We start from the raw sequence: 24,430 nt of genomic DNA on the forward strand, positions 1-24,430 counted from the left end.
TGATGCGCCCTATCCCGTTGTTGATCCTTTTCACCCTTCTTTACTGCAACGTCGCATCGGCCAACCATCCTCCGGAAACCCGGGTGGATGTCATGCACTGGTGGGTATCCCCGGGTGAACGGAACAGCATCAATACTATCCGGCACTATCTTGACGAGCAGGGGCTTGTTTTTCATGAGCAGGCCGTCAGTGGTAGCGGCACCGACCGGTTTACCAATGTACTACGCCAACAGGTAGCCTCAGGAAAACCACCGATGGCAGCACAAGCCATCGGTTATGACATCCGCGATTGGGCACGTTCAGGAGAACTCGTGAACCTGGATGATATTGCCGAGGAACAGCAATGGGACGAAGTCATTCCTTTTGCTATCCAACACCTTTCCAAATACCAGAACCACTGGGTTGCCACCCCTATCAATGCGCACTCCACCAACTGGTTATGGGTCAACCATGAACAGTTCACGCGTCTTGGCCTGACTGAGCCCGACACCTGGGCCGACCTGATTACCATACTGGATACGGCCAAAAGCGCCGGGCTCATCCCGATCGTTATTGGCCATGAAGCCTGGGAGCACACGCTTCTGTTTGAATTGGTTGCCGTCGGAGCGGGAGGCCCGGAGTTCTACCGCCGGACCTTCATCCACCTCAACCCCAATGCCGGCGACATTGAAATTCTCCATCGCATTTTCGAACGCATGAGCCTGTTGAGGAAGTACCTGGATCCGGGAATGGGTGAGCGCAGCTGGAATGAAGCCACCGACCTCATCCGCACTGGCAAAGCGCTGCTTCAGGCCCAGGGAAGCTGGGTTAACGGAGAATTCAGTGCCCACGGACTGGTGCCGGGGCAGGACTTCGACTGCTTTCGCTTCCCAGACACCCAGGGGGTCATGCTCCTGAATAGCGACCAGTATATATTTTTCAAAAACTACCCGGCGACACCCGAAACGCGGGAGGCTGTTGTCAAAACACTCATCAGCATTGACCTGCAACGCGATCTCAATATTGCTACCGGTGCGGCACCCGCGAGAGTCGACGTGCCGCGAGCCGGGTTCAACCAGTGCGGCCGAAAAGCGATCAACGACATGCGAGCAACAAACATGCGACGGACAATCATGGGGTCAATTGCCATGGGCAATGCCAATCCCGCCCCGGTGAAAAATGCCCTTTACGAAGTTATCAGCGACCATCTGATGGGGCGAATCACCAATGCGCAGGCAGTAGAACGCGTCGAGCTTATACTGGCCGAATCGCCCCGTCCAACTGGAACAAGACAATGAAACCCTTCAGCAACCTCAGATTAACCAGCAAGATCGTTATGCTGGTCACGCTCCTCGGGGCGCTGGCGGTCATCATCATGCTCTACTCCATGACGAGCCTTTACACAGTCAGTCGAAACTACCAGACGCTTCTTGAAAAAGATGCCCAGGCCTCCCTGTTGATCAGTGCGGCCCTGTTGGACCTGAGTGATTCCAGCAAAATGGTTCTCTCCGTCCTGACCCAACAGGAAGTGGCAAAAATGCGAGCCACGCAAGCGCACCTGGCAACTCGGCGCGCACAGTTCAATTCCAAGTTGAGGCGTATTTCTCCACTCCTCAATGGGGTTAATCCAGAGTTCGAAAGCCTGAAAACCCAGGAACAGGCCCTGTTCTCGCTGGCCGACGACATCATTGACTCTGCAGCCAGATGGCGTGGCGACAAGGCGCTCAAGATCATTCAGGAGGAATTTGAGCCTCAGCTCAACGCCATGCGCCAGAATATGGATAACCTCAAAGACAGAACCATTTCAAACTTTCAGGATGATTCGCTCAGCCTCAATCAGGACACACAGAATACGATCACCAACACGACGCTGCTATTCACCCTGGTTCTGCTGAGCGCCGTCGGCTTTTCCGCCTACCTGGCCTTCACCCGGGTATCACGTCCGATCAGTCACCTCACTCGCGCCATGCAGCAGTTAACCAGCCGCAATTACCATCAGACTATTCGTCACACCGAGCGCCAGGATGAAGTCGGCGAAATGGCAAAGGCGCTGGAGGTGTTCCGGGACAACATGCAGCGGGCTGATCAACTGGAGGCTGAAGCTGCCGCCAGCACCAGGGCTCGCGAGCTGGCCGAACAAGTCGCTGAGGCCAAGGCCAACTTTCTGGCAACAATGAGTCATGAAATCCGAACTCCGATGAACGCCATTCTCGGGCTTGCCCAGATCAGCCTTCGACATTCGATGGAGCCACGCCAAAAGGATCGTATCGAGAAAATTCTGCGCACCGGTCAGCACCTGCTGGGCATCATCAACGACATACTGGATTTTTCCTCAATCGACGGAGGACATGTTACTCCTGAGAACGTTCCCTTCTCACCCGGGGAGTTACTGAATGATGTCCGGGAGATGCTCGCGGAAACAGCGGAAAAGAAGGGTTTACAACTTGAGTTCAAGGCACACGACTGCCCTGCCGTTCTGGTGGGTGACCCTATGCGAATCAGACAGATTCTTCTCAACTACACCAATAACGCGATCAAGTTCAGTGACGACGGACAGATCAACCTCCGGATGGAAGTTCAGGAGCACGAAGACCAATCGGTTTATCTGTACGGTGAAGTCACAGACCAGGGCATTGGTCTGGACAAACACCAGACCGAATCTCTGTTCCAACCGTTTCAGCAGGCGGACAACTCCATTTCCCGGCGCTTCGGCGGCACTGGCCTGGGCCTCGCCATTTCCCGCAATCTTGCGGAATTAATGGGAGGCACCACCGGGGTCTTCAGTGAACCAGGTCAGGGAAGCAGATTCTGGTTTCGGGTCAAGGTTCGCCACCCCGGGACGCACGAATGCCTGCCATCAGCCGACAATGAAAAAAACCCGGTGAATGCCGTAAATCTTCGGGGATTGCGCCTGTTACTGGTAGATGACAACGAGCTAAACCGGGTCGTGGCCAAAGAGCTTTTGATGGATGAAGGCATCCTCGTTGATGAAGCCAGCGATGGCCAGCAGGCGCTGGAGCTCCTTGAATCGGCACCGGACCAGACCTACCACATGGTCCTGATGGACATGATGATGCCGAAACTTGACGGGATCAGCACCACACGAAAGCTGCGCGAAAACCCGCGTTTTAAAGCGATCCCCATCATCGCCATGACCGCCAACGCCAGCACTCAGGATGTGAAAAAATGTGCCGACGCCGGCATGAATGCTCATGTATCCAAACCGTTTGATATACAAAGGCTCCTCAATACATTGGCTGAGCAACAGGCTGCAACCGGAATGGAAACAGCACCGCAAACGACACATGCCCCGGCCATCGACTCAGATGGTGCCCCAATGCCCCCGAACAGCGACATACTCGACCCCCGGCCCCTGGAGCACCTGCGAAGCCTTGTAACACCTGAGCGCTTTGACAACATGCTGGATCTTCTCATTGAGGACTGTCGTCAGCGAGGGGAAGCCTTTAACGCCCATGCCGCAAAAAACGAAACCGGCACGTTCCGGCAAGACGCTCACGACCTGATCGGTACTTCGGGTCATGTCGGCCTGAATCAGCTCAGGGATCTGGGCAAAGCACTATCAAAAGCCATTCGGGACAATGACACCAGGTCCGCGCTGCAGCTTGCACAGGAGATCCACCAAGCAACGCTGGATGCTGACCAGGTACTGCGTCGGCACTTCAAAACCACTGAATCAAGGCAGGCAAAAGAAGAATCCAGGCATCCGACGTCATGACTCACAATTCCGATCAAAGAAATGACCAGAAAAGCACAGGCCTTGGCCGACAAACCGTTCTTCTTGTTGACGATCAGCCTCTGAGCGTTGCTTTTGCCGCCGCCGAGATCGAGGATTTATGCCACCCGATCACAGCGCCCAATGGCAAGAAAGCGCTTGAACTGGCAGTTAGCGTGCATCCAGACCTGATCCTGCTGGATGTGAAGATGCCTGATATGAGCGGGTTTGATGTGTGCCGCCGACTGAAACAGAACCCCGAAACCGCAGACATTGCTGTCATATTCCTTACACTTCTGGATGAAGAAGCAGATGAGGAGTTTGGACTGAGGCTCGGCGCCATCGACTACATAGCGAAACCCTTCAGTCCGGCCATTCTCAGGGCGAGAGTGCGCAATCATCTTCTGATTCAACGTCAGAGAATGCAACTGGAGCGAATGGCTCAGTTCGACGCCCTGACGGGCCTGGCCAATCGACGAAGCTTTGACCAGGTTCTACATGCCGAATGGCAAAGGCTCATCCAGTATCAGGAACCTCTTTGCCTGTTGCTGATCGACGTTGATATGTTCAAGAGGTTCAACGACCATTACGGCCACCCCGCAGGCGACGTGACGCTTGAGCAGGTTGGCACAGCCATCAAACTTCAAATGCACCGCAAACACGATATCGCCAGTCGGTATGGAGGCGAGGAATTTGCCTGTATCCTGCCTCATGCGGACGCTTTCGGTGGCCGGGTTATTGCCGAGGCAATTCGTACCGCAGTCCTGGAGCTGAACATCCCCCATGCTGCGTCTACCATCAGTGATCGGGTTACCGTCAGCATTGGCGTCGCATGCGCCATTCCCGATAGCAAAACAGCGCCAGCAGCATTGGTCGCCGAGGCGGACCGGCATCTTTACCATGCAAAGGATGAGGGACGAAACCGGATCAGCTCAGTCTAGCCTGCGGCCACTCCCCACAAAGACGCTCCACACAGGCCAGCAGTTCTTCCGAGCTCGCGGGCTTTATCAGGGTGGCATCGAAATCCAAAGCCCGCGCATCATCACGATTTTTGGGTGGATGGGCGGAATAGAGCAGGACAGGCAGCCCAGGACTCGAACGACGGATATTGTCCAGCAGAGCCCAACCATCGACATCCGGCATGAACTGGTCTGTAATGACCAGATCAATCTCGTCAGTTGCCAGTATAGACAGGGCCTCGTCAACACTCGCGGCCAGACTTACTTCAAAACCGTATCCAGCGAAAAGATCCCCCAGGAACAGTCTGGCAAACTCGATGTCATCCACGACCAGGAGGCGATGGCCGCCACCACCAGTTACCATCAGATGACTTTCCGTAAAGACACTATCAATCTCATCTTCAGAAGCCATGTTCAGCCACAGGTCAAAACGGAAAGTACTCCCTTTTCCCTCCTGGCTACTCATAACCAGTTTTGCGCCCATCTGTTCCAACAGGTCGCCTACAATTGACAACCCCAGTCCATGGCCCTCCGCTTGTTTGGCATTCAGACCCCGGTGAAACGGCAATAGAAGATGTTTCTCACTTCCCTGAGGAAATCCCGTCCCGGTATCCTGAACGGAAAACGCCAAGGCACATTGTTTCCCTTTCCGCTCAAGGCACTCCACCTTCAGCACGATAGAACCATCACGGGTGAACTTGGCAGCGTTATTCAGCAAATTGATCAGGACTCTACGCAGCTGACGAAAGTCTGCCTGTACCAGTGCAGGCAGGTCATCAGCCAGGGAACAACTCAGCCGGTTTCCCTGGCGCGACGCCAGGAAAGCGCCTTCATCCTCAATCTCCCGCAAGAACCCGAACAGATAGCCCGGTTCCAGAACAAGCTCCATCTGATGCAGTTCGTTTTTCGAGAACTGCAGAAGATCATCGATAAACTCGATCTGCTGAAGCGCGATGCGTTCGACTTTACTGATCTCGCCAGGCACGACTTCTGCCTTTAGTTGCCGGGCCGTATTGACGATTCTGTTCAGAGGCCCCCGCAAATCGTGACTCACCCTGGCCAACAGTGAACTACGGGCCTGCAAGGACTCCCGCAACTGTTCTGTTCGCAGCGCCACCTGCTTTTCAAGGCGCTCATTTTCCGCATGCTGCATGAAAGAAATTTCGGCAACAGCTTCCCGCTCATGTCGACGCAACCGCACAACCGCAAAGATCAGCGCACTCAAAAGCGTAGCCAGCAGAGCCGAGGCGGCGATCAAGTCAAACTCGTCATCGCCGAACCTCCATATATGGTCACCCATCTGCCACCAGACCCACTGCGCTCCCTGAATCAGCATCATGATACTGAACAGCCAGGCAAACCAGGGTAGGCGTACACCTCGAATTATGGCCGCCAGGGTCAGAACGAGAGCCAATGGGTACCCCCCGTACCTGAGAAAAGAGTACAAATCGGACTTTGCCAGGGGCTCCTCAAAGGCACCGGCAAAAAGAACAAACGCGACGACCGAGGTGTAAACCGCAAAGACCACATTCATCCCTGTACCCATTCGCCTCACCCGGAAGAGAACATAGAAAAAAAGGTAGTAAAATGAGGCAGTACCGAACGACAGCAGTCCGATTAACTCCCGCGTCCAGGGCAACAGCGATGGCGTGTAAATCAGATAGCCATTAACAACGAGAATTACCAGAGAATAGAAAAGTAACGCAAAGGCATTTATTAACAGCAGATAAAATCGTGTGACATAGCCAACAGCAAATGCAATAGCGAGAACCAGAAATATCATTCCCAGAACAAAGCCATCGATCAATTGCCTGTCTGTCACAGACTTGATCAGGGACTGCTCATCCTTGAGCTGAGGATTGATCAACAGCGAGCTTCGGCTGGTCACTCGTATCAAAAGCCGTTTTTCCGTGCCAGGTTCAAAAATCATCTTGAAGCGCGGTTGCCGGGCTGGCACGGACCACGTCTCCAGAGGATAGGCGCTGCCCGCTCGTTCTTGCCTCCAGGAACCATCCTGCCCGACATACACCTGAATATTTTCGAGTCTTGGCTCCCCCACGATCAGCCACCGCTCACAGTGAGAGTCGCTGCGATTTTGCAAACGAAAATCCAGCCATACAGCCGAGCTGGTATGCCCCCAGGACGGCGCTCGTTGGCTGATGTCATAAAAGCCATCATCCCCCAGAGCCACGACACTCTCCCGGTCAAGTTCCGCAGTGGCGTCTTCCAGGATATTCGCGTGCCCGATTAGCTTCATCTCTGGGGAAGCACAGACATCAACCCTCTCCTGTGCAACCACGAAGCCCGAATGGCAAACCAGCCAGATAATCAGAACTGGTAAAAAGTATGGATGCAGGAGTCTATTGGCCATTTATTTGTTCGCGGAATTCCGTGGGCGTAAGGCCTTTCTGTTTTCGAAATGTCGTTGTGAAATTACCGGCACTACTGAAGCCAAGCCGTTCGGCAATTTCCTGAACACTCATGTCTGTATCGCTCAATAATTCCTGGCTTTTCTTAAGTCGCATTTCACGTACACATGCAAAGACCGTCATCCCCATGTGCTCCCGGAACAGTCTCGATAAGCGCTTGTCGTGGGTACCTACAGTTCGGGCTATGTCTGGCAACGAAGGAAGCGCACCGAGATTCTGTGAGAGAAACTTGATGGCTGCGCGCACCACCATCTCATCATCTGTTTCCGACGCGGAGTCGCCTTCTGCCCGGACCGCAGGGCTGTTTTGCCGTAACCGGAGATGAACCCGCATGCGCGCCAGAACTTCCAGTGGCTCATAAGGCTTGACAATGTAATCAACGCCACCCAGCTGAAGTCCTTCCAAGCGCTCGTCGAGTGCGCCTGCGGAGGTCAGAAAAATTACGGGTATTGAGCGTGTAACCTCGTCCTCACGCAACAATCTGCAGAAGGTAAAGCCATCCATGTGAGGCATATGAACATCAAGCAGAATGAGATCGGGGCGAAGAAGGCGCGCCCGCCTTAACCCCTGCCTTGCATCATTGGCTACTGACACATGCCACTCCCTGGCACTCATGGCCAAAAGGGCCGGGCGAACGTCGTCCGAACAATCATCAACAATCAGAATACGCGATCTGGTATTCCTCGGTGCCACGTGTTGCCACCTGGCCACTACATCTTCATTGTGCATTGTAGGATCATCTTGTTTTAATTTTGTTCAGCCGGGGGGCGGGGGCTAACCGCCCGCCCCATTGTCCACGAACGTCGAAGCACCGTACCATAGAATGAGAAGCGCTCCCAAACAGGCTTCAATCCACCCCGGAACCATCAGTTTGGAGTAAGGACAAAGCTGTGCATGATGCCGACTTTTTAACAGAACTCTGCTGGTTCGCTGCTGTCGTTGAGCTCGGTAGCTATTCCACCGCCGCAATGGAAGCGGGGGTGGCAACGTCAAGTATAAGCCGACGCATAAAACAATTGGAGGACCGGCTTGGTGTCCAATTGCTTGATCGCCATACCCGAAAGCTGATGCTGACATCCATCGGCGAAGAGATCTATCAGCACGCCGTCAGCATGCAGGATGCAGCTCAGGCGGCCCAAGTAAGTGCCTGGGCCATATCAGACAAACCGAGCGGGCCTATTCGCATTGCGATCCCGACAATCCTGTCAAAGTGGCTGCTCGGCGTCTTCAGTCGCTTTCACAAACAGTATCCGGATGTTCGATACGAGGTACACCTGGACGACAACCTGCACGGTTTGTCGCACCGTCATTTCGATCTCTGCCTCAGTTTTCAGTCGGCCCCCTCAGACTCCGCAAACCTTGTAGCCCGTCCTGTTATGAAGCTGCAACAAGGGTTGTACACCAGCCCCGAGTTCGCGCAGAACATCCAGTCAATGCGAATGGAGGATCTGACAGATCAGCACCTTCTTGCCTGGAGTAACCGGCGTATTATTCAACCGTGGACGTTTCAGTCAACAATCAGAACCATCACCAGCCCGGCTCTGGTTTCTTCTGACCTGAAAGTTCTTAAAGAGGCAGCAAGAGCAGGGCTCGGAATAGCGTGCTTGCCTACACTGGCCTGCACCGATGAGCTTGAGAAACAGACGCTGAGTCACGTTTTTGAAGACGCAAAACCAGAGCCCCTTGAGCTGATATCTCTGACACCTTCGTTCCGCGGCATCACGCTGGCAACCCGCTACCTGACTGACTTTCTAAGGGCAGAATCCGTGACCCCCAATGGTTAAGCACCAGGCAATGGACCTCACGATCACTCGCACACCCGCGAACCATAATGACACTTCGCCGGGCTCCTCGCGGTTACGTAGTACAGGCGGTTATCAACACTGACCTCTGAACGCCTTCCTTGCCTGGCGCCGGTCCGCCAGCCCCACCAACAGAATGCCAAGACCAATCAGACAGAAACCGACCAGGTCCGGAACTCCTGGTTGCTCATTCAGGATGAGGGCCGAGGAAATCAGCCCGACCGCCGGAACCGCCGCAGAACTCAACGACATGGTTACCGCCGGCAGGGAACGGATTGCGCCTACCTGGGCTGCAACACAAAGCCCCGATGCGATGGCACCGCTGAAAAAGATATTCACCAGAAACGCCGGCTCCCACCGGATAGTAGCCGCGTCTTCAAGCAACAGAGACAAAGGCACCAGCAGCACTACCGACGACAACAACTGCCAGGGAATCAGCGACAGCACATCTCCGCGCCAGTGATGCCGGCGGACATGAATCAGCCCTGCCGTCCAGACCATGGTTGCCAGAACAATCAAGCCACCTCCGGTTACCATTCCCTCGGCATGCCAGTCGACCGTCAGTGGGTTGAATATGGCCAGCAAACCAGCAAGCCCAAGCCCGGTCCCCAGCGCTCTGAACAGGGTCAGTCGCTCTCCGAGGAACAAGGCTGCGGCCGGCACCACCCAGATTGGCGAGGTATAGGCCAGAATCGCAGCCCGACCGGCAGGCATGTACTGCATGCCCAGAGTCACCAGGGTGATAAACCCCATGTTCTGAAGAATGCCAACCGAGAAAACCACGGGCATGTCCGCCCGGTGCGGCATCCGGAGGATGCCCATCATGCGGGCAATCACGAACATGGTGATCGTTCCCAGGACCATCCTCAAGGTCGTGTACAACAGCGGAGGGCTGTAGGCCAGCCCCATCTTCATGATGGGGAAATTAATCCCCCAGGCCAGTGCGGTAAAGGCCACCAGCAGGTACCCGTTGCGCCAGGCGTAACCGTTACCCGCTGCCGGCATTGCCGGAGTAGTGCTCGACATCGTCAGTGCTCGACCTTCAATGCACTCTCATGCCAGTTACGCAGTGCCCGATCCGACATCCAGACCATCAGCCCGAACAACAGAATTCCGGTCACGGTGATCAGGATCAGTGCTGCAAACATTTTGGGGATCTGCAGGTTGTAGCCGGATTGCAGGATCATGTAGGCAAGGCCGGCCTTGGCACCGCCCGTACCGGCGACAAACTCGGCCACTACCGCGCCAATCAACGCCAGGCCGGAGCTGATGCGCAAGCCACCAAAGAAATAGGGCAAGGCACTCGGAATACGCAAACGCACCAGCTCCTGCCAGCGGCTGGTACGGTACATCCGGAACATGCTCAACAGGTTCGGATCAACACTGCGCAGCCCCAGTGTGGTATTGGAGATGATCGGGAAAATAGCCACAATCACCGCACAGATGGTCAGGGCCCAGGTGGTGTCATTTACCCAGATGATAATCAATGGCGCAATGGCCACAATCGGGGTTACCTGCATCAGCACCGCATAGGGAAACAGACTGATCTCGATCCATTTGCTCTGCACAAACAGCAATGAGGCCGCCACCCCCAGAACCACCGAAATAGCAAAGGCCAGGAAGGTGACTTTGAGAGTCATCATCAGGGCGTTAAACAGCGAACTGAAATCGGATACCAGCGAGCGTCCGATATCCACGGGGCTGGGCACAATGTATTTCGGAACCTCAAACGCCACCACCGTTAATTGCCACATCAGAAGTACCAATACCCCCACAAGCAGCGGGGCAGCAACCTGAACAAAACGCTCGTTCTGTATCAATGGTGTTTTCATGAATCCTTCCCCTCTTTGCGCTCGCCCATGGCACTGGCTCGTTCGAGGGCCTGCGACACCTGACGGCAATACCCCGCAAACTCGGTGGATACCCGGAAATCCGGAGAGCGGGGGTACGGTTCTTCAATCTCGATGTCGTCCACTATCCGTCCGGGGCGCGCTGCCATGACCACAACCCGGCTGGACAGATACACCGCCTCGTAAACACTGTGAGTCACGAAGACAATGGTCCATCCCTTTTCTTTCCAGAGCTTCAGCACATCGTCGTTCAGCTTGTTCCGGGTCATTTCGTCGAGGGCGCCGAAGGGTTCATCCATCAATAACAGGTCGGGTTCCGTGACCATGGCACGGGCAATGGACGCCCGCATTTGCATACCACCGGAAAGCTCCCTCGGGAAGCTCTCATCGAAGCCCTTCAGGCCCACCATATCGAGGGCGTCATCAATCTTTTTTTCGACTTCCGGTGCATTACCTGCACGATCCAGATCCAGTGGCAGGCGAATATTCTTGCGCACCCTGGCCCAGGGCATCAGCGTGGCATTCTGAAACACGAAGGCCAGTTTCCGGCCCTTGCTGCCAACCACTCCGTAATCCTGCTCCCACCATTTGACCGTACCGGTGGTCACTTCGCCCAGACCCGCCATGATCCGGAGCAAAGTGCTCTTGCCACAGCCAGACGGCCCAAGGAGGCTGACAAACTCACCCTGCTTGATGGTCAGATCAGCGCCTTTGAGGGCGACCGTACCATTGCCATAGATCTTATTGACTCCGTCCACCTGCAGAACCGGTCGGCCAGCAGCGACTGCCTCCGGCACCGGGGCTTCAACCTCCGGTTCCCGGAGCGGGTTCAGCGGCGTTACTTTGTTCGCTGTCATATTGATATCTCCAGGGCCGGTCGATGGCGTCACCGACCGGCATCAGGATTGGGTTCGATGCTTACGGCAGCACCGGCTCATCGGGCAGGAAATCCAGGGTGTAAACCTTGCTGAGATCAAGGTCGGCGGACGCAAGACCTGCACTAACCATGAAATCCTTGATTTTCGTCCAACGTTCCTCGGTCATCACACCAATCCCCAGAGTACCTGCGTCGCCGCCGGTCACCAGTTCATACTCCTTCATCTTTTCGATGCCATAGGCAATCTGCTCCGGGGTCATCTCCGGGTTTTCCTGCATGATGAGCTTGTTACCCGGTTCCGGGTTCTCCAGGTAGCTTTGCCAGCCTTCCATACTTGCCTGAACAAACCGTTTAACCACGTCTGGCTTCTCTTCAATCATGCCGGTTGTGGTTTCGATGGTGGTGGCGTAAGGAGGGTAACCATAGTCAGACAGCAGAAAGACGTTCGGTTTAACCCCGCCCTTCTGGATGGCGAACGGTTCCGACGACAGGTAGCCCTGCTGAACAATGTTTTCGTCGGTCAGGAACGGGGCAACGCTGAAGGTGTAGGCGTGTACAACATCGTCCTCAAATCCGTACTCTGCCTTCAGCCATGGCCAGAAGGTGGAATGGGCATGGGTTGCCAGATAAATGGGCAGGCCTTCTTCCTTGATCTGCTCAATGGATTCAACGTGGGGATGCGCCACCAGAGACTGGGGGTCGCCCTGCATGGAGGCGGCGACCGTCATAACGGGCAGCCCTTTTTCAACGGCATTGATGTTGCCGATCGGATAGCCCATGAGCAGATCATAGCGGCCGGTTACCAATAGCTGGGTCCCGTTGACCTGCGGGCCACCCATCCGGATCTCCACATCCAGGCCATGCTCCTCGTAAAGCCCTGTCGCCAGCGCCTGATAAAAGCCACCGTGCTCGGCCTGGGCATACCAATTGGTTCCAAATACGACCTTGTCCAACTCGTCCGCAGAGACCGGCGAGAAGGCGACCAGGCCGGCTATCATCATCGAACCACCCAGAACGCTACTCAGTTTCGTCTTCATGGATACTCTCCTGATTCAGGCGGTTGACGCCTCTTTTAATTGACCAACTGTTCAGGTTTTTAGAAGCAACCGCCATGCCACATGGAAAGTAACTTTTTATCTCTATTTTTCAGTGTCTTACACAACTCAAAAAAACCTTCGGATGCACCATATTGAATCAAAGACTGTCCAACTGCTCTACGTTTGAACAAACCAAAAAAAGCCGCCCGAAGGCGGCAAAAGGACAACACAACGTCACGCTTACACTGTTCCAGCGGCCTGAGTTGAATAGGCCGCAAGTTCCACGGATGCAGGCTCGGGCGTTACCCAGCCCGAAAGTCTCGCTACCCTGGCACCCAGAGCACGGGCAATGGCGAGTTCATTTTCATCAACGCCCCGGGTCCCATCGAATCCGGTTACCGTTGTCGCCCCATAGGGCGACCCTCCCTTTTCTGTCTGCACCAGTTCCGGAACACTGTGCGGAACCCCAGCCAACACCATCCCGTGCTGCATGAAGGGCAACAATAACGAGAGCAAGGTCATCTCGTTGCCGGAATGCATACCGCCAGTGGACGTAAACGCGGCGCCCACTTTCCCGATCAATGCACCCTGGCGCCAAAGGGGCGCCACTTCGTCGATAAACGCCCTGAGCGGTGTACTCATCAACCCGTATCGGGTGGGAGAACCCCAGACAATGCCCCGGGCCCAATCAAGATCATCAGCAGTGGCTCTGGGTAGAGCCCGGAACTCGGCCTGTGCCGCAATAAAATCGTCGCGCTCAGAATCCACACTGAACTCGGGCTCATCGATCGCCACCCGGCATAGACGAACTTCGGCGCCTTCTGAAGCAGCCCCCTCAGCCACTGCACGGGCGAGCGCCAGAGTGCTGCCGTAGCGGGAATCAACAACCACGGTTACCCGACTTGCTGTCATGACCCTTGCCCTCATTTGCCGTGTGTCTGCCAAAAGGTTTCGTGTACTTCCGCAGCCTCGTCTTCCAGGACCGGCCCGATCACCTCAACGTCCCGCTGCCCGGATTCAAAAACCAGACGACAGGGCAGATCCAGGGTCGGGTTTTCAGGATGGTTACCGGTTATACCCTTCAGCCGGTGCTCGCTGAGCCCGTAGACAAGACGCCCCAGTCCCGCCCAGTAGGCGGCACCGGCGCACATGGCACAGGGCTCTGCGGATACATACATGGTACAACTGGCCAGAAAGTCCGGACGCCAGGCCTTACTGGCCCGGGTCATCAGTACCCGCTCAGCATGACCGGTCATATCCTGATCCGGCAGGTAGGCATTGCCCTGTTCCATCAGCTTGTTTCCCGCGCCATCCACCAACAGGGCAGCGAACGGATGAACACCCTCTTCGGCCAGGGTTTCGGCCATTTCAAGCACGTGATGCATCATGGACAGATCAACATCACTCAAGGCGTTTAACTCAGACATATCGTTTACCTCATATGGGCCTGCCGGGCGTTACTTTTTAGGCAGGCTCCAGGGGAAGAAAATCTGCTGCGTCCACTGCACCGACTTGAACAGTAACAAGCTGACCACGGCCAGGAAGAAAAGCCCGGCGAACGCCTGCGGAATCCGGAAAAACGACGTCGAGAACTGGATGAAGTACCCCAGCCCCTCTTCGGCGGCAACAAACTCCGCCACCACAGCGCCGATAATGGCCAGGGTAATGGCTACACGCAGGCCGCTGAATATATGCGGAATGGCGTAAGGTATCCGGATCTGCCAGGTTTCCCGGCGCAGTGGAGCATCCAGTGAGCGACTCAGCTCAACCAGCTCCTCGGGTGTTTCGTTGATGCCGGTAGCCGTCGAGACCACCAGTGGAAAGAACGTCAGCAGGCAGGTAATCAGCACCCGTGACGGATCGTCGGAACCCATCAGCACAATGATCAGTGGCGCAACCGCCACTACCGGGGTGGACTGAACCACCACCAGCAACGGGAAAAGAGTGCGCGTCAGCAGCTCCGATCGCATCATCGCAATGGCAATGGGAATCGCCACCAGGATGGAGACTACGAAACCCATCAACGCCACCCGCAGGGTCGCCCACAGATGGGTAAACCAGCGGCTCATCTCCACATTGAAAAAGGCCTCGACGATAGCCGACGGTGCGGGCAGCACATAGGCCGGCAGCGAGAATCCCTGGCAGATCAATTCCCACAACAGGATCAGCGCCACGAAGAATAACCAGGGCGCGGCCGTCAACAGGGAGCGGCCTGCCCTGCCCTCAGGTAGCTTCAGGCTCATAGATATGCTTCCTCAGACGCTCAGTTAACTGGCCGAACCTGGGTTCGGATATGGTATGGGTCGTGCGTGGCCGAGGCAGATCCACATCCACTACCTCAAGCACGGTACCCGGCCGCTTGCTCATGACCAGCACCCGATCTGCCAGCAACACGGCTTCGGCTATGGAATGGGTAATGAACAGCACAGTCTTGGGGTTTTCCTGCCATATCTTCAGCAGATCGAACCCGATCTGCTCCCGGGTCATTGCATCAAGAGCCGAGAAAGGCTCGTCCATCAGCAGAATATCCGGGTTCAGCAGCAGCGCGCGGACGATGCCGACCCGCTGCTGCATGCCGCCGGACAGTTCGTTCGGCATCTTGTTCGAAAAACTTTCCAGGCCCGCCATGGCCAACAACTCGTCAGCACGCTTCTCATCGTCACGACCGTAACGTCCAAATTTGTGCTTGAGCGGAAACAGCACGTTCTTGCGGACCGTCAGCCAGGGCAACAGCGTTGGTTTCTGGAATACGATACCGACGTCGTCCCGGGGTCCGGAAACCTGCTTTCCAAAGACCGAGACCTCACCCTCGCTGGGGGTCAACAGCCCGGAAATCATCCGCAGCAAGGTGGATTTCCCGCAGCCTGAAGGTCCCACTACCGCCACGAATTCGTGACGGCGGATGTCCAGTTCAATACCGGTAACCGCAGGCGGAATCGCAGGGTTCGGATCGTAGCGGTGACCGACTCCGGAGAGTCGCACGAACGAACGATTAGTGGCGGGCTCGGTCATGCTTACAGCGCCTCAAGCAGGGTCCGGTCAATGATGACTTCCGGGTCCAGTGCGTCATCGGCCAGTTTTTCGGCCTGTGCCACCCAGCTCCAGGTCAGTGCCACACGCTCCTCAGTGAGGGCACCCAGGCCATCACGCGTGCTGACGTCGTTCATGATCAGTTTCATGGTGTCATCAATCTGGCCGGTCGCCACATCTACATCCACTTCCGGCACCATGCTGTGCAGGGCTTCGGCCGCCTTGCGCGGGTTCTCGCTGGTAAATTTCAGAGACTTGTCAAAAGCTCTCAGGAAGCGCTTGGCCACGTCGGGGCGCTCGGTCAGGAAGGTCTCGCTGGCTACCACAGATGCCGAGTACAGCTCCAGACCGGCATCGGACCATGGCAAGACCACCAACTCGTTACCGGTCTCTTTTGCCTGGTCTGCAAACAGGGCAATGTTCGTGACCCAGGCAATGATGGCGTCGGTTCCGCCGCTCATCAGCATCGGCCCCAGAGCACCCGGATCGGCCTTGGTCAGATTAACTGCGTCTTCAGCCATGCCGTTTTCTTTCAGCACCAGTGGCAAAAACGCATTGGACGACGTGAATGGCGAAGTGGCGACTTTCTTGCCATCCATATCCGCCATCTCACTGATGCCAGTCTTCTTCAGAGTAAAGAACGCATGGGGCGCCTGGTTAAAAATGCTATAGACGGCGGTCACCGGCAGACTATCGTCCTGAGCCTTGGCGGCCATCAGTGCGCCAATATCGGCGCTGCCGATGTCGGCCTGGCCGGTAGCAATCTTGGTGATCGCATCAGTCGAACCCCGACCGCTGGCGATTTTGACTTCCAACCCCTCGGCTTCGAAGAAACCTTCCTGTACACCAACGTACACTGGGGATTTATCCCCCCCAGGCAGCCAATCCAGCTGATAAACCACTTTGTCGGCCGCCAATGCTGCCTGGGCCATTAACCCGCCGGCCAGCGAAGCCGCGATCAGAATCGAGCGTGTGAAACCTTTGTGCATGAGTATTCTCCTACGGTGGTTGTCTATCCGAGCTTTATTGATCATTCGGTCAGGTTTTTAAAATGAGTAGCAAAGGGCAGGCCAGATTGTGACCGCAACCGCACAAATTGGTTAAAAACTCACCTTTACCTCTGAAAACATTCCAATTTCCGGGCCAGTGGCGCTGCAGGAGGCGCAGCCCGCACGGCGCTCCGGTCATGATCAGACGGGCACTGTCTGATACCTTGGAGCGCGCGAATCTGGTGCAGGAAATGGTAAAACGCCCTGATATGAAGCCATTCCGGGCATCGGCACCAGGCATCTGAAATCCCGAAGACCGTGGTATTTCCGGGCACCCGCTCACTCACGGACAATTCCTGTTTGGCACGCTTTGTGAATTACTGACCATATGGACAGCTTTAGCTTTCGCAATCCGGAGTCAAACCATGAACAGCACAAATGACACAGACGGTTCATTACCCATCATCGACCTGTCGCTACTGGCAGGTACCGGGCAACAACGGCAGGCGCTGGCGAGTGCTCTGACCAGGGCCTGCCTGCACACCGGGTTCTTCTATATTCGCGATCACGGCATTCCCGCGGAACTGATCGATCAGGTATTCCGGGAGTCACAGGCACTGTTCAACCTGCCCGAGAAGAGCAAGCAGGCAATCAACAAAGCCCATTCCCGGGCGAACCGGGGCTATGAACCAATGAAGGGACAGACTCTGGAACCAGGCTCACCCCCGGATTTGAAAGAAGGGTTTTACATAGGCGAAGAGCTGGACGACACCGATCCGCGCGTGCAGGCCGGCCGGTTTAACCAGGGCGGGAACCAATGGCCGGACGAGCTACCCCGTTTCCAAAACACAATGACCGCATACTTCAATGCCATGAATCAGCTCAGCGCTCGCATAATGGAGGCGCTGGCACTATCCCTGGATCTGGAAGCCGACTTCTTTGAGGACTTCTGCCACCAACCCTTATCCACACTGAGATTACTGCACTACCCGCCCCAACCCGCCAACCCGGCCCCGGGAGAAAAAGGGTGCGGAGCCCACACAGATTTTGGCGGTATCACGGTCCTGTTGTTAGACAACAATCCGGGACTTCAGGTGTGGGATGCCCGCACGAGCCAATGGATAGACGCGGCTCCCATCCCCGGCACGTTTGTGGTCAATCTTGGCGACATGATCGCCCGCTGGACCAATGATCGTTACCGCTCAACGCTTCACAGGGTCGTCAATACGTCAGGCGCTGAACGCTACTCGATACCGTTTTTCTTCAGCGGCAACCCCGACCACACCGTCACCTGCCTGCCTACCTGCCTATCCGAGGGTGAGCAACCTCACTACCCGTCCACAACGGTTGAAGCCCACCTGATGGACATGTACCGGAGGACCTATGCCTGAACAAGTAACGACCGCCGTATTGATTCATGGCGCCTGGGCCGGCGGCTGGGTTTGGGAAACCATCACCCCTTATCTCAAAGAGCAGGGCTTCAACGTTATGGCTCCGGATCTCCCTGGCTGCGGAGGCCGCCTGGGCAACCCGGCCGACGCCTCTCTCAGCCAGTGCGTCGCAGACCTGGAAGAGATGCTCCAGAAGGTCGAAGGCCCACTGCTACTGGTGGGGCATTCCGGGGGTGGTGCCGTTGCAACCCAACTGGCAGAAGCCATTCCTGAACGAGTCATTGGCGTTGCCTACCTGGCGGGCATGATGCTGCCTCCCGGTACGGGTTTTGGCCAAATCGTCAGTGACATGCTGGAACAGTACCCTGAAGCCTCCGGCATTGGCCCGTTTCTGACCTGGGAAGACAACGGGCAGGTTTCCCGCGTACCGGCAGATGCCATACGCCAGATTTTCCTGCAAGACGTCAGTGAGTCCATTGCCGAGCAGGCAATTCCCCGCTTCAATCCCCAGGCCGAGGGCAGCCGGATGCTGGTGCCTCACTGGACTGACGCCCGTTTTGGAAAGTTGCCAAGGCTGTACATCGAGGCGAAGCAAGACCGCTCCGTGATCCTGCCGGTGCAACGGCGAATGCAGCAACTGGTCCCGGGCGCATCGATCGTTTCTCTGGATACCGGTCACGTTCCCCAGGTCGCGGCGCCTGGTTGCGTTGCGCTTGCCCTGGCGGAATTTGCAGCCAGCCAGATGTAAAAAAGGACGGCCTTTCGGGCCGTCCTTCTGATTCATACTATCGGGTACGCTGATCAGTCGGCGTAGACCGATTGTATATAGGACAGATCAAACGCCTTTTTCCACTCCAGATCCTCCGGCAGGGTGCCTGCTTCAACCATATCCTCAAAGAATGCCTGCCAGCGCTCCAGGGTCATCATCCCGTAACGACCGTCCTCGGCAGCGCCGGACAAAAGAATACCCTCTTCCTGCATTTTCGCATGGCTGTATGCGAGCAACGCATCCTGCATTTCGGGGTTGTCTTCCTTGATCAGGGCATTCGCCGGAGCCGGATTCTCGAAATAGGCCTTCCAGCCCTCCGCTGTCGCGGCAACCATCTTCTGCACAAGCTCCGGGCTCTCTTCGATCATGTCAGCCGTGGTGTCCAGCGTCGCCGCATAGGCCTCCCAGCCATAGTTGGCCAGAAGCAGGCTTTTTCCCTTGACCCCGGCCTGATCCAGGAAGAAACCATCATTGGTTACGTAGCCCTGTTGAATCGTCTGATCATCCTGGATGAACGGAGCGAAGCTGTAGTCGTAGGCCTGCAACTGGTCATCGGTGTAACCATATTCAGTTTTCAGCCACGGCCAGTAGGCAACCCGTCCTGCGGTAGGAACACGCATGGATTTGCCCTTCATAGCTTCCAGAGAGTCATTGCCAACACCCTCATGAACCACTAACGACTGCGGATCTTTCTGGAAGAATGCGGCGACTGTTACCAGAGGGATTCCCTGGTTAACGGCGTTGAGCGACTGCAGGCTGTAGCCCATGATGAAATCCACCGATCCACCCATGAGCAACTGCACATTGTTCACCTGGGGGCCACCCATCTTGATGGTGACATCCAGTCCGTACTTTTCATAAATCCCCATGGCTTTTGCGGCATAGAATCCACCGTGTTCGGCCTGGGCATACCAGGTTGTGGCAACGGAAACCGGGGTCAGTTCCTCTGCCTGGACGAAACCGGCGGCAGCACCGAACGACAGGGTGAGCCCCGCCGCAATATTCTTCAGTTGTTTCATGGTCATTCCTCAGTTCTGGGCCTGGGCCCCGTAGGTGTTGGTGAGTTTTTCATTCAGGTGCTGCCCTGCGGAGATGGGCTCATAGATCGCAGGGTTGTCATCGGTTGCGCAACTCTCGATGCAGGCTATTTCCGACGTCTTGTTGGGGTGGCAGAAAAAGGCAATCGAATAACGATCACGATGACGATGCTCTGGTGCAACGTTTACCCGATGGGGTGTGGAGCAGAACACATGATTCGTCCAGCGGTGCATCAGATCACCGGTATTGACTACAACGGTGCCGGGTATCGGCGTCGCCCGGATCCACTCTCCCGCCCGGGTGCAGACTTCCAGTCCACCAACATCATCCTGGAACAAGAGGGTGATACTGCCGTAATCGGTATGGGCTCCAGCACGACTTTCACCATCTTCCGGTTCGAACCCTTCGGGCAATGGCGGGTAATGCAACAGCCGCAGGGTATGGTCGTGTTCGTTGTGGGCCGTCTTGAAGAAATCCTCCGGCTGCCCCAGAGCGAGCGCAAAGGCTTCCAGAACCCGATCGGCGGTAACAATGCACTCCGCAAGGAACCGGGTCATAACCGTCTTGAACTGGGGATAGCCGGCGGGCCAGAGATTTTTATGGCTGTCAGGAGCGGGTCTTTCCGGCGCCAGATTGAATGCCTCTTTCAAATCCCCCGGACGTTTGGGGTCAAGCTTTTCCCGCTTGATCCCGACATAGCCTCGATTACTCTCCGGGTTCTGCCAGGCGACCCTTTGCTTCTCCTCCACTGGCAGCTCAAAAAACGCCTTCGAACCGGAGAATGCGGCTTCCAGCTGCTCGCGGGGCATGCCACACCCGGACAGGTAGAAAAACCCCCAATCCTGACTGGCCTTACGCATCTGATCAGCCACCGAGTTGCGCTCCGCTCGGGTTCCGTTCACGAACCGCTCAAAATCAATTACGGGTATTTCCTGGGTCTCGTCCGGCATATTTTCTCCTGCGGCACATCATTCTTTGTTATCCAATTGGTCAGGTAATCTGCAACTGACGTGCCATAAAAAATACCCCCTAAAAGGCCTCTTATTGAGACATTTCCCAGATCCACTGCATCAAATAAGGGCGCAATGCCACTTTTCTGACCATAAAGTCAGGCTTTTACAGCAACAAGTAAGGCATCACTTTTGCATACCAAGTGGCACCCCTTAGCACGGAGACGATGCCAGCAATGACGGAAACCCTGTTACTGAAGAACGCCCGCGTTATCGCCACCATGGACGATGACGACAGAGAGATTGAGAATGGCTATATTCTGATCCGCAACAACCGTATTGAAGCGGTCGGTGCGGCCGCCTACTGCCCCGATGCAGCAGACCGCACCATAGATCTGAAGGGCCATGTGGTGATCCCGGGTCTGATCAATACCCATCACCACATGTTCCAGTCCCTGACCCGGGCGCTGCCCGCAGCACAGAATGGCGAGCTGTTCGACTGGCTGAGCGCCCTGTTTCCAGTCTGGCGAAACATCACTCCTGCCATGCAGCGGGCCGCCAGCCGGACCGCCATGGCGGAGCTGATGTTATCGGGATGCACCACGGCTGCCGATCATGCTTACCTCCATGTCAACGGCATCACCCTGGACGACAGCTTCCAGGCGGCCGCAGAAATGGGCATTCGTTTCCACGGCGCACGAGGCGCCATGAGTCTGGGTCAGAGCAAAGGCGGACTGCCGCCAGATGAACTGGTGGAGCAGAACGAAAGCGCCATCCTCCGGGACATGCTGCGAGTCGTGGAGACCCACCATGATCACAGCCCGGACGCCATGGCGCGTGTAGCACTGGCACCCTGCTCGCCATTTACCGTAACGACCGACCTGATGCGTGAAGCCGCCACCATGGCCCGGTCATTGAAGGTGGGCTTACACACTCACACCGCGGAAAACTGGAAGGATCTCGCCTTCAGTCAGGAACGCTATGGCATGACCCCTACAGAGTTTACGGAAGACGTGGGCTGGGTCGGGGAAGATGTCTGGCATGCTCACTGCGTGCACCTGGATGAACCCGGCATTGCACTGTTCGCCCGGACTGGCACCGGCGTCGCCCATTGCCCCTGCTCGAACATGCGCCTGGCCTCAGGCATTGCCCCGGTCCGGAAAATGCTGGATGCCGGCGTGAAGGTGGGACTCGGCGTGGATGGCAGCGCCTCAAATGATAGTGGCAACCTGCTGGATGAGGCACGCCTGGCCATGCTGTCAGCCCGCGTGAGGGATCAGGAGCCCGGCGCCATGACCGCCCGGGAAGCGTTGCGGATTGCTACCCGTGGTGGCGCGGAAGTGCTCGGCCGGGGAGATGCCCTGGGCAGAATTCAGCCGGGCTATTGCGCGGACATCGTGGCTTTTCGCACCGATGATATTGCCATGGCCGGCGGCCAGAGCGATCCACTGGCCTCGCTGGTGTTCTGCACACCACCGCGCGTGCAATGGAGCATCATCAATGGTCGTGTGGTGATTGAAGAGGGCCACCTGCTGACCCGTTCTCTGCCTCACATCATTGAGGAACAGAACCGGATGGCGGAACAACTGATGGCCTGACCGTCCATGCTGTCCGGTTGGCCGGTTACCGGACAGCAACCGCTCCTCATCACTCACCTTTCAGGCGATGGTAGCCCCGATCAAAGTAAACCAGGCCACCGACTTCATCCTGTTGCCGAACGTTCACAACCTCGCAGAACAGAATATCGTGGGTACCCACGCTCACCCGCTTGTTCACGGTGCAGTCAAAGCTCACCAGCGCGTCTTCCAGCACCGGTGCTCCGGTAACCGCGGTGCTCCACTGTGCACCGGCAAAACGCTGATCCATGGAGGTTTTGCTACCAAACAGATTCGATAAATCGGACTGATGATCCGCCAGCGTGTTGACGCAGATACTGTCATTCTGCTGAAAGGTGTCGTACACCGATGCGCCACGGTTCAGGCACACCAACAGGGTAGGCGGCTCGTCGCAAACGCTGCAGACAGCCGTAGCCGTGAATCCTGCTCGGCCTCCCGGCCCATCGGTAGTGACAACATTGACGGCAGCGGCCAGGGTGGACATGGCATTGCGGAACGACTGCTTGTCCACGAGCGGCGGCATGGTGAGCACCTCACGAAGTTGCGGTTGAGATTTCATCATTCTCTCCTTAGACCAGTTGGCACGCGGTTTCGAATTCCAGGCGAGGCAAGCGTCCGTAGACCTTCTCCGGATTGCCATAGCCCAGGTTGATCAGAAGATTGACTTTCCAGGGGGTTCCCGCGAAAAACGCATCATTGACTTTGCCGGGATCAAAACCGGACATCGGCCCGGTATCCAGGCCCAGCGACCGGGCCGCCAGTATCAGGTAGGCAGCCTGCATCGAACTGTTACGAAATGCGGTTTCGTACGCCATATCCGGGCTGCTGGTAAACCAGCTGCGGGCATCGCCATGGGGAAACAGCTCGGGCAGACGCTCGTAGAATTCTTCGTCATAAGCGACGATCACCGTGGCCGGGGCACTCATTGTCTTTTCCAGATTACCGCCGGACAGACCAGCTGCCAGCTTTTCTTTGGCTTCAGCACTTCGGACAAACACGAATCGGGCCGGACTGCAGTTGGCCGATGTCGGGCCCATTTTCACCAGGTCGTACAATGCCCGAAGCGTCTCATCCGGAATGGACTGATCCAGCCAGCCATTGTGGGTACGCGCCTCGGTAAACAGTTGCCCAAGGGCCTTGTCGTCAAGTTGTTGGCTCATAGGGCCTCCTGAGTGTTAAACGCCTCTGCGGGCAAACGGTGTTTCCTGAGGTGGTCCAGCATCAGTTCATTGAACCGCTCAGCCTCGGTGATATTGACGGCGTGACCACCCTCGGGCAGAAGCCGGATGCCGGAATTGGGCAGACGCGCAGCCAGCTTCTGGGAACAGGTCCAGGGCACCAGTGAATCATCACGGGTAGCAAGCACCAGCGTTTCCGCACGTACCTCGGCCAGTTCCTGCGCCGCTGGCTGCCAGGCCTGAAGCGCCGCAATGCGCCTCAGAACATTTGCCGGAGGCGGGAAACTGGCCAGCGCATGGGAAGACTCCTGCTCCAGCCACTCACTGTTGGCTGCGATCCATACCGGCGGAAACAGGAACAGAGGCTGCGCCTCCAGATACGCTTCAGGCCCGGAATTCAGCAGTAACTTCCTGCGCACCGAGAAGCAGCGCCGGGAATGCGCATTGGGTTCTGACCAGGCGTTGATCAACAGCAAGCTGGCAACCATCTCCGGGGACCGTCGGGCCAGTTCCAGACCGATCAGCCCACCCAGTGCATGACCAATGAAATGCACCGGCCCGGATACCTGTTGCTCCAGCAGTCCACCCAGCTCTGCGGCCATCGCTTCAACCGTGTAGAACTCCGGAAGGTCGCCCCGGCTGCGACCGGTGCCGAAGTGGTCATAGACCAGCACCCGGTATCGTTTGGTCAGCGCTGGCAACTGGGCGGCCCAGTAATTACTGGACCCCCCAAGCCCGGAACTCAGCACGACGGTTTCACCGTCGGCCGGGCCGTGACTTTCCCAGTACAGTGGGTTTGCGGT

Annotated in this window: 23 protein-coding genes; 7 read left to right on the forward strand and 16 right to left on the reverse strand. The window is 56.4% G+C overall.

Annotated features, from left to right (window positions below):
- Nucleotides 1–2: 2 nt before the first annotated feature.
- From KO499_RS13445 to KO499_RS13455, 3 genes are read left to right on the forward strand one after another with little or no spacing between them, the layout of a single operon-like run.
- Nucleotides 3–1,277, forward strand: coding sequence for an ABC transporter substrate-binding protein (locus KO499_RS13445; protein ID WP_215984266.1), 1,275 nt, complete (start codon nt 3–5; stop codon nt 1,275–1,277).
- On the forward strand, nt 1,274–3,715 hold the full coding sequence (locus KO499_RS13450; RefSeq protein ID WP_215984267.1) for a response regulator: 2,442 nt from the start codon (nt 1,274–1,276) through the stop codon (nt 3,713–3,715). The genes KO499_RS13445 and KO499_RS13450 overlap by 4 nt, the downstream gene beginning before the upstream one ends.
- Nucleotides 3,712–4,653: a diguanylate cyclase gene (locus tag KO499_RS13455; RefSeq protein WP_215984268.1), complete on the forward strand. Its 942-nt coding sequence runs from the start codon at nt 3,712–3,714 to the stop codon at nt 4,651–4,653. Before KO499_RS13450 ends, KO499_RS13455 begins: the two co-directional genes overlap by 4 nt.
- Here KO499_RS13455 and KO499_RS13460 read toward each other — a convergent pair.
- A complete protein-coding gene (locus KO499_RS13460) occupies nt 4,640–7,042 on the reverse strand; it encodes a hybrid sensor histidine kinase/response regulator (protein WP_215984269.1) in 2,403 nt (800 codons plus the stop codon). The genes KO499_RS13455 and KO499_RS13460 overlap by 14 nt on opposite strands.
- Nucleotides 7,032–7,793, reverse strand: coding sequence for a helix-turn-helix domain-containing protein (locus tag KO499_RS13465; protein WP_215984270.1), 762 nt, complete (start codon nt 7,791–7,793; stop codon nt 7,032–7,034). Before KO499_RS13465 ends, KO499_RS13460 begins: the two co-directional genes overlap by 11 nt.
- A gap of 197 nt (nt 7,794–7,990) precedes the next feature.
- On the opposite strand from KO499_RS13465, the gene KO499_RS13470 reads away from it, so the two are divergent.
- Entirely contained in the window at nt 7,991–8,884 is an 894-nt protein-coding gene (locus tag KO499_RS13470; protein ID WP_215984271.1) for a LysR family transcriptional regulator, read from the forward strand.
- A 93-nt stretch (nt 8,885–8,977) separates the two neighbouring features.
- On the opposite strand, the gene KO499_RS13475 is transcribed toward KO499_RS13470, so the two are convergent.
- The 9 genes from KO499_RS13475 to KO499_RS13515 all read right to left on the reverse strand — a co-directional run bounded on the left by KO499_RS13475 (nt 8,978) and on the right by KO499_RS13515 (nt 16,685).
- Nucleotides 8,978–9,928: a DMT family transporter gene (locus KO499_RS13475; RefSeq protein ID WP_215984272.1), complete on the reverse strand. Its 951-nt coding sequence runs from the start codon at nt 9,926–9,928 to the stop codon at nt 8,978–8,980.
- Between the two features lie 2 nt (nt 9,929–9,930).
- Entirely contained in the window at nt 9,931–10,734 is an 804-nt protein-coding gene (locus tag KO499_RS13480) for an ABC transporter permease (RefSeq protein WP_215984273.1), read from the reverse strand.
- On the reverse strand, nt 10,731–11,609 hold the full coding sequence (locus KO499_RS13485) for an ABC transporter ATP-binding protein (protein WP_215984274.1): 879 nt from the start codon (nt 11,607–11,609) through the stop codon (nt 10,731–10,733). The genes KO499_RS13480 and KO499_RS13485 overlap by 4 nt, the downstream gene beginning before the upstream one ends.
- A gap of 61 nt (nt 11,610–11,670) precedes the next feature.
- The gene (locus tag KO499_RS13490; RefSeq protein WP_215984275.1) at nt 11,671–12,666 is read right to left on the reverse strand and encodes an ABC transporter substrate-binding protein; all 996 of its coding nucleotides are present in this window, start codon (nt 12,664–12,666) and stop codon (nt 11,671–11,673) included.
- 240 nt (nt 12,667–12,906) lie between these two features.
- Nucleotides 12,907–13,578 (reverse strand): NAD(P)H:quinone oxidoreductase, encoded by a 672-nt coding sequence (gene wrbA / locus KO499_RS13495; protein ID WP_215984276.1) that lies wholly within the window; start codon nt 13,576–13,578, stop codon nt 12,907–12,909.
- A gap of 11 nt (nt 13,579–13,589) precedes the next feature.
- Nucleotides 13,590–14,054, reverse strand: a complete 465-nt coding sequence (locus KO499_RS13500) for a nucleoside deaminase (protein ID WP_215984513.1) — start codon at nt 14,052–14,054, stop codon at nt 13,590–13,592.
- A gap of 69 nt (nt 14,055–14,123) precedes the next feature.
- On the reverse strand, nt 14,124–14,909 hold the full coding sequence (locus KO499_RS13505) for an ABC transporter permease (protein ID WP_215984277.1): 786 nt from the start codon (nt 14,907–14,909) through the stop codon (nt 14,124–14,126).
- On the reverse strand, nt 14,890–15,678 hold the full coding sequence (locus KO499_RS13510; protein WP_215984278.1) for an ABC transporter ATP-binding protein: 789 nt from the start codon (nt 15,676–15,678) through the stop codon (nt 14,890–14,892). Before KO499_RS13510 ends, KO499_RS13505 begins: the two co-directional genes overlap by 20 nt.
- Nucleotides 15,679–15,680: 2 nt before the next feature.
- Nucleotides 15,681–16,685 (reverse strand): ABC transporter substrate-binding protein, encoded by a 1,005-nt coding sequence (locus KO499_RS13515; protein WP_228339952.1) that lies wholly within the window; start codon nt 16,683–16,685, stop codon nt 15,681–15,683.
- Between the two features lie 425 nt (nt 16,686–17,110).
- Between KO499_RS13515 and KO499_RS13520 the strand changes: the two genes are divergently transcribed.
- Both KO499_RS13520 and KO499_RS13525 read left to right on the forward strand, forming a co-directional pair.
- Nucleotides 17,111–18,076 (forward strand): isopenicillin N synthase family dioxygenase, encoded by a 966-nt coding sequence (locus KO499_RS13520; RefSeq protein ID WP_215984279.1) that lies wholly within the window; start codon nt 17,111–17,113, stop codon nt 18,074–18,076.
- Nucleotides 18,069–18,824, forward strand: coding sequence for an alpha/beta fold hydrolase (locus KO499_RS13525; RefSeq protein ID WP_215984280.1), 756 nt, complete (start codon nt 18,069–18,071; stop codon nt 18,822–18,824). Before KO499_RS13520 ends, KO499_RS13525 begins: the two co-directional genes overlap by 8 nt.
- Before the next feature lie 53 nt (nt 18,825–18,877).
- Here KO499_RS13525 and KO499_RS13530 read toward each other — a convergent pair whose 3' ends face one another.
- Complete coding sequence (locus KO499_RS13530) at nt 18,878–19,864, reverse strand: ABC transporter substrate-binding protein (protein WP_215984281.1); 987 nt, start codon at nt 19,862–19,864, stop codon at nt 18,878–18,880.
- Nucleotides 19,865–19,873: 9 nt separating this feature from the next.
- On the reverse strand, nt 19,874–20,833 hold the full coding sequence (locus tag KO499_RS13535) for an isopenicillin N synthase family dioxygenase (RefSeq protein WP_215984282.1): 960 nt from the start codon (nt 20,831–20,833) through the stop codon (nt 19,874–19,876).
- A gap of 236 nt (nt 20,834–21,069) precedes the next feature.
- On the opposite strand from KO499_RS13535, the gene KO499_RS13540 reads away from it, so the two are divergent.
- Nucleotides 21,070–22,431: an 8-oxoguanine deaminase gene (locus KO499_RS13540; protein ID WP_228339980.1), complete on the forward strand. Its 1,362-nt coding sequence runs from the start codon at nt 21,070–21,072 to the stop codon at nt 22,429–22,431.
- A gap of 49 nt (nt 22,432–22,480) precedes the next feature.
- Here KO499_RS13540 and rutF read toward each other — a convergent pair whose 3' ends face one another.
- Genes rutF through rutD form a run of 3 tightly spaced genes read right to left on the reverse strand, consistent with a single transcriptional unit; the run spans nt 22,481 to nt 24,418 of the window.
- Nucleotides 22,481–23,008, reverse strand: coding sequence for an NADH-dependent FMN reductase RutF (gene rutF, locus KO499_RS13545; protein ID WP_215984284.1), 528 nt, complete (start codon nt 23,006–23,008; stop codon nt 22,481–22,483).
- Between the two features lie 10 nt (nt 23,009–23,018).
- A complete protein-coding gene (locus KO499_RS13550; protein WP_215984285.1) occupies nt 23,019–23,609 on the reverse strand; it encodes a malonic semialdehyde reductase in 591 nt (196 codons plus the stop codon).
- Entirely contained in the window at nt 23,606–24,418 is an 813-nt protein-coding gene (gene rutD / locus KO499_RS13555; protein WP_228339981.1) for a pyrimidine utilization protein D, read from the reverse strand. Before rutD ends, KO499_RS13550 begins: the two co-directional genes overlap by 4 nt.
- Nucleotides 24,419–24,430: the final 12 nt, after the last annotated feature.

Origin of the sequence: Marinobacter sp. F3R08 (genome assembly GCF_018860425.1) — a bacterium.
Classification (GTDB): Bacteria; Pseudomonadota; Gammaproteobacteria; order Pseudomonadales; family Oleiphilaceae; genus Marinobacter.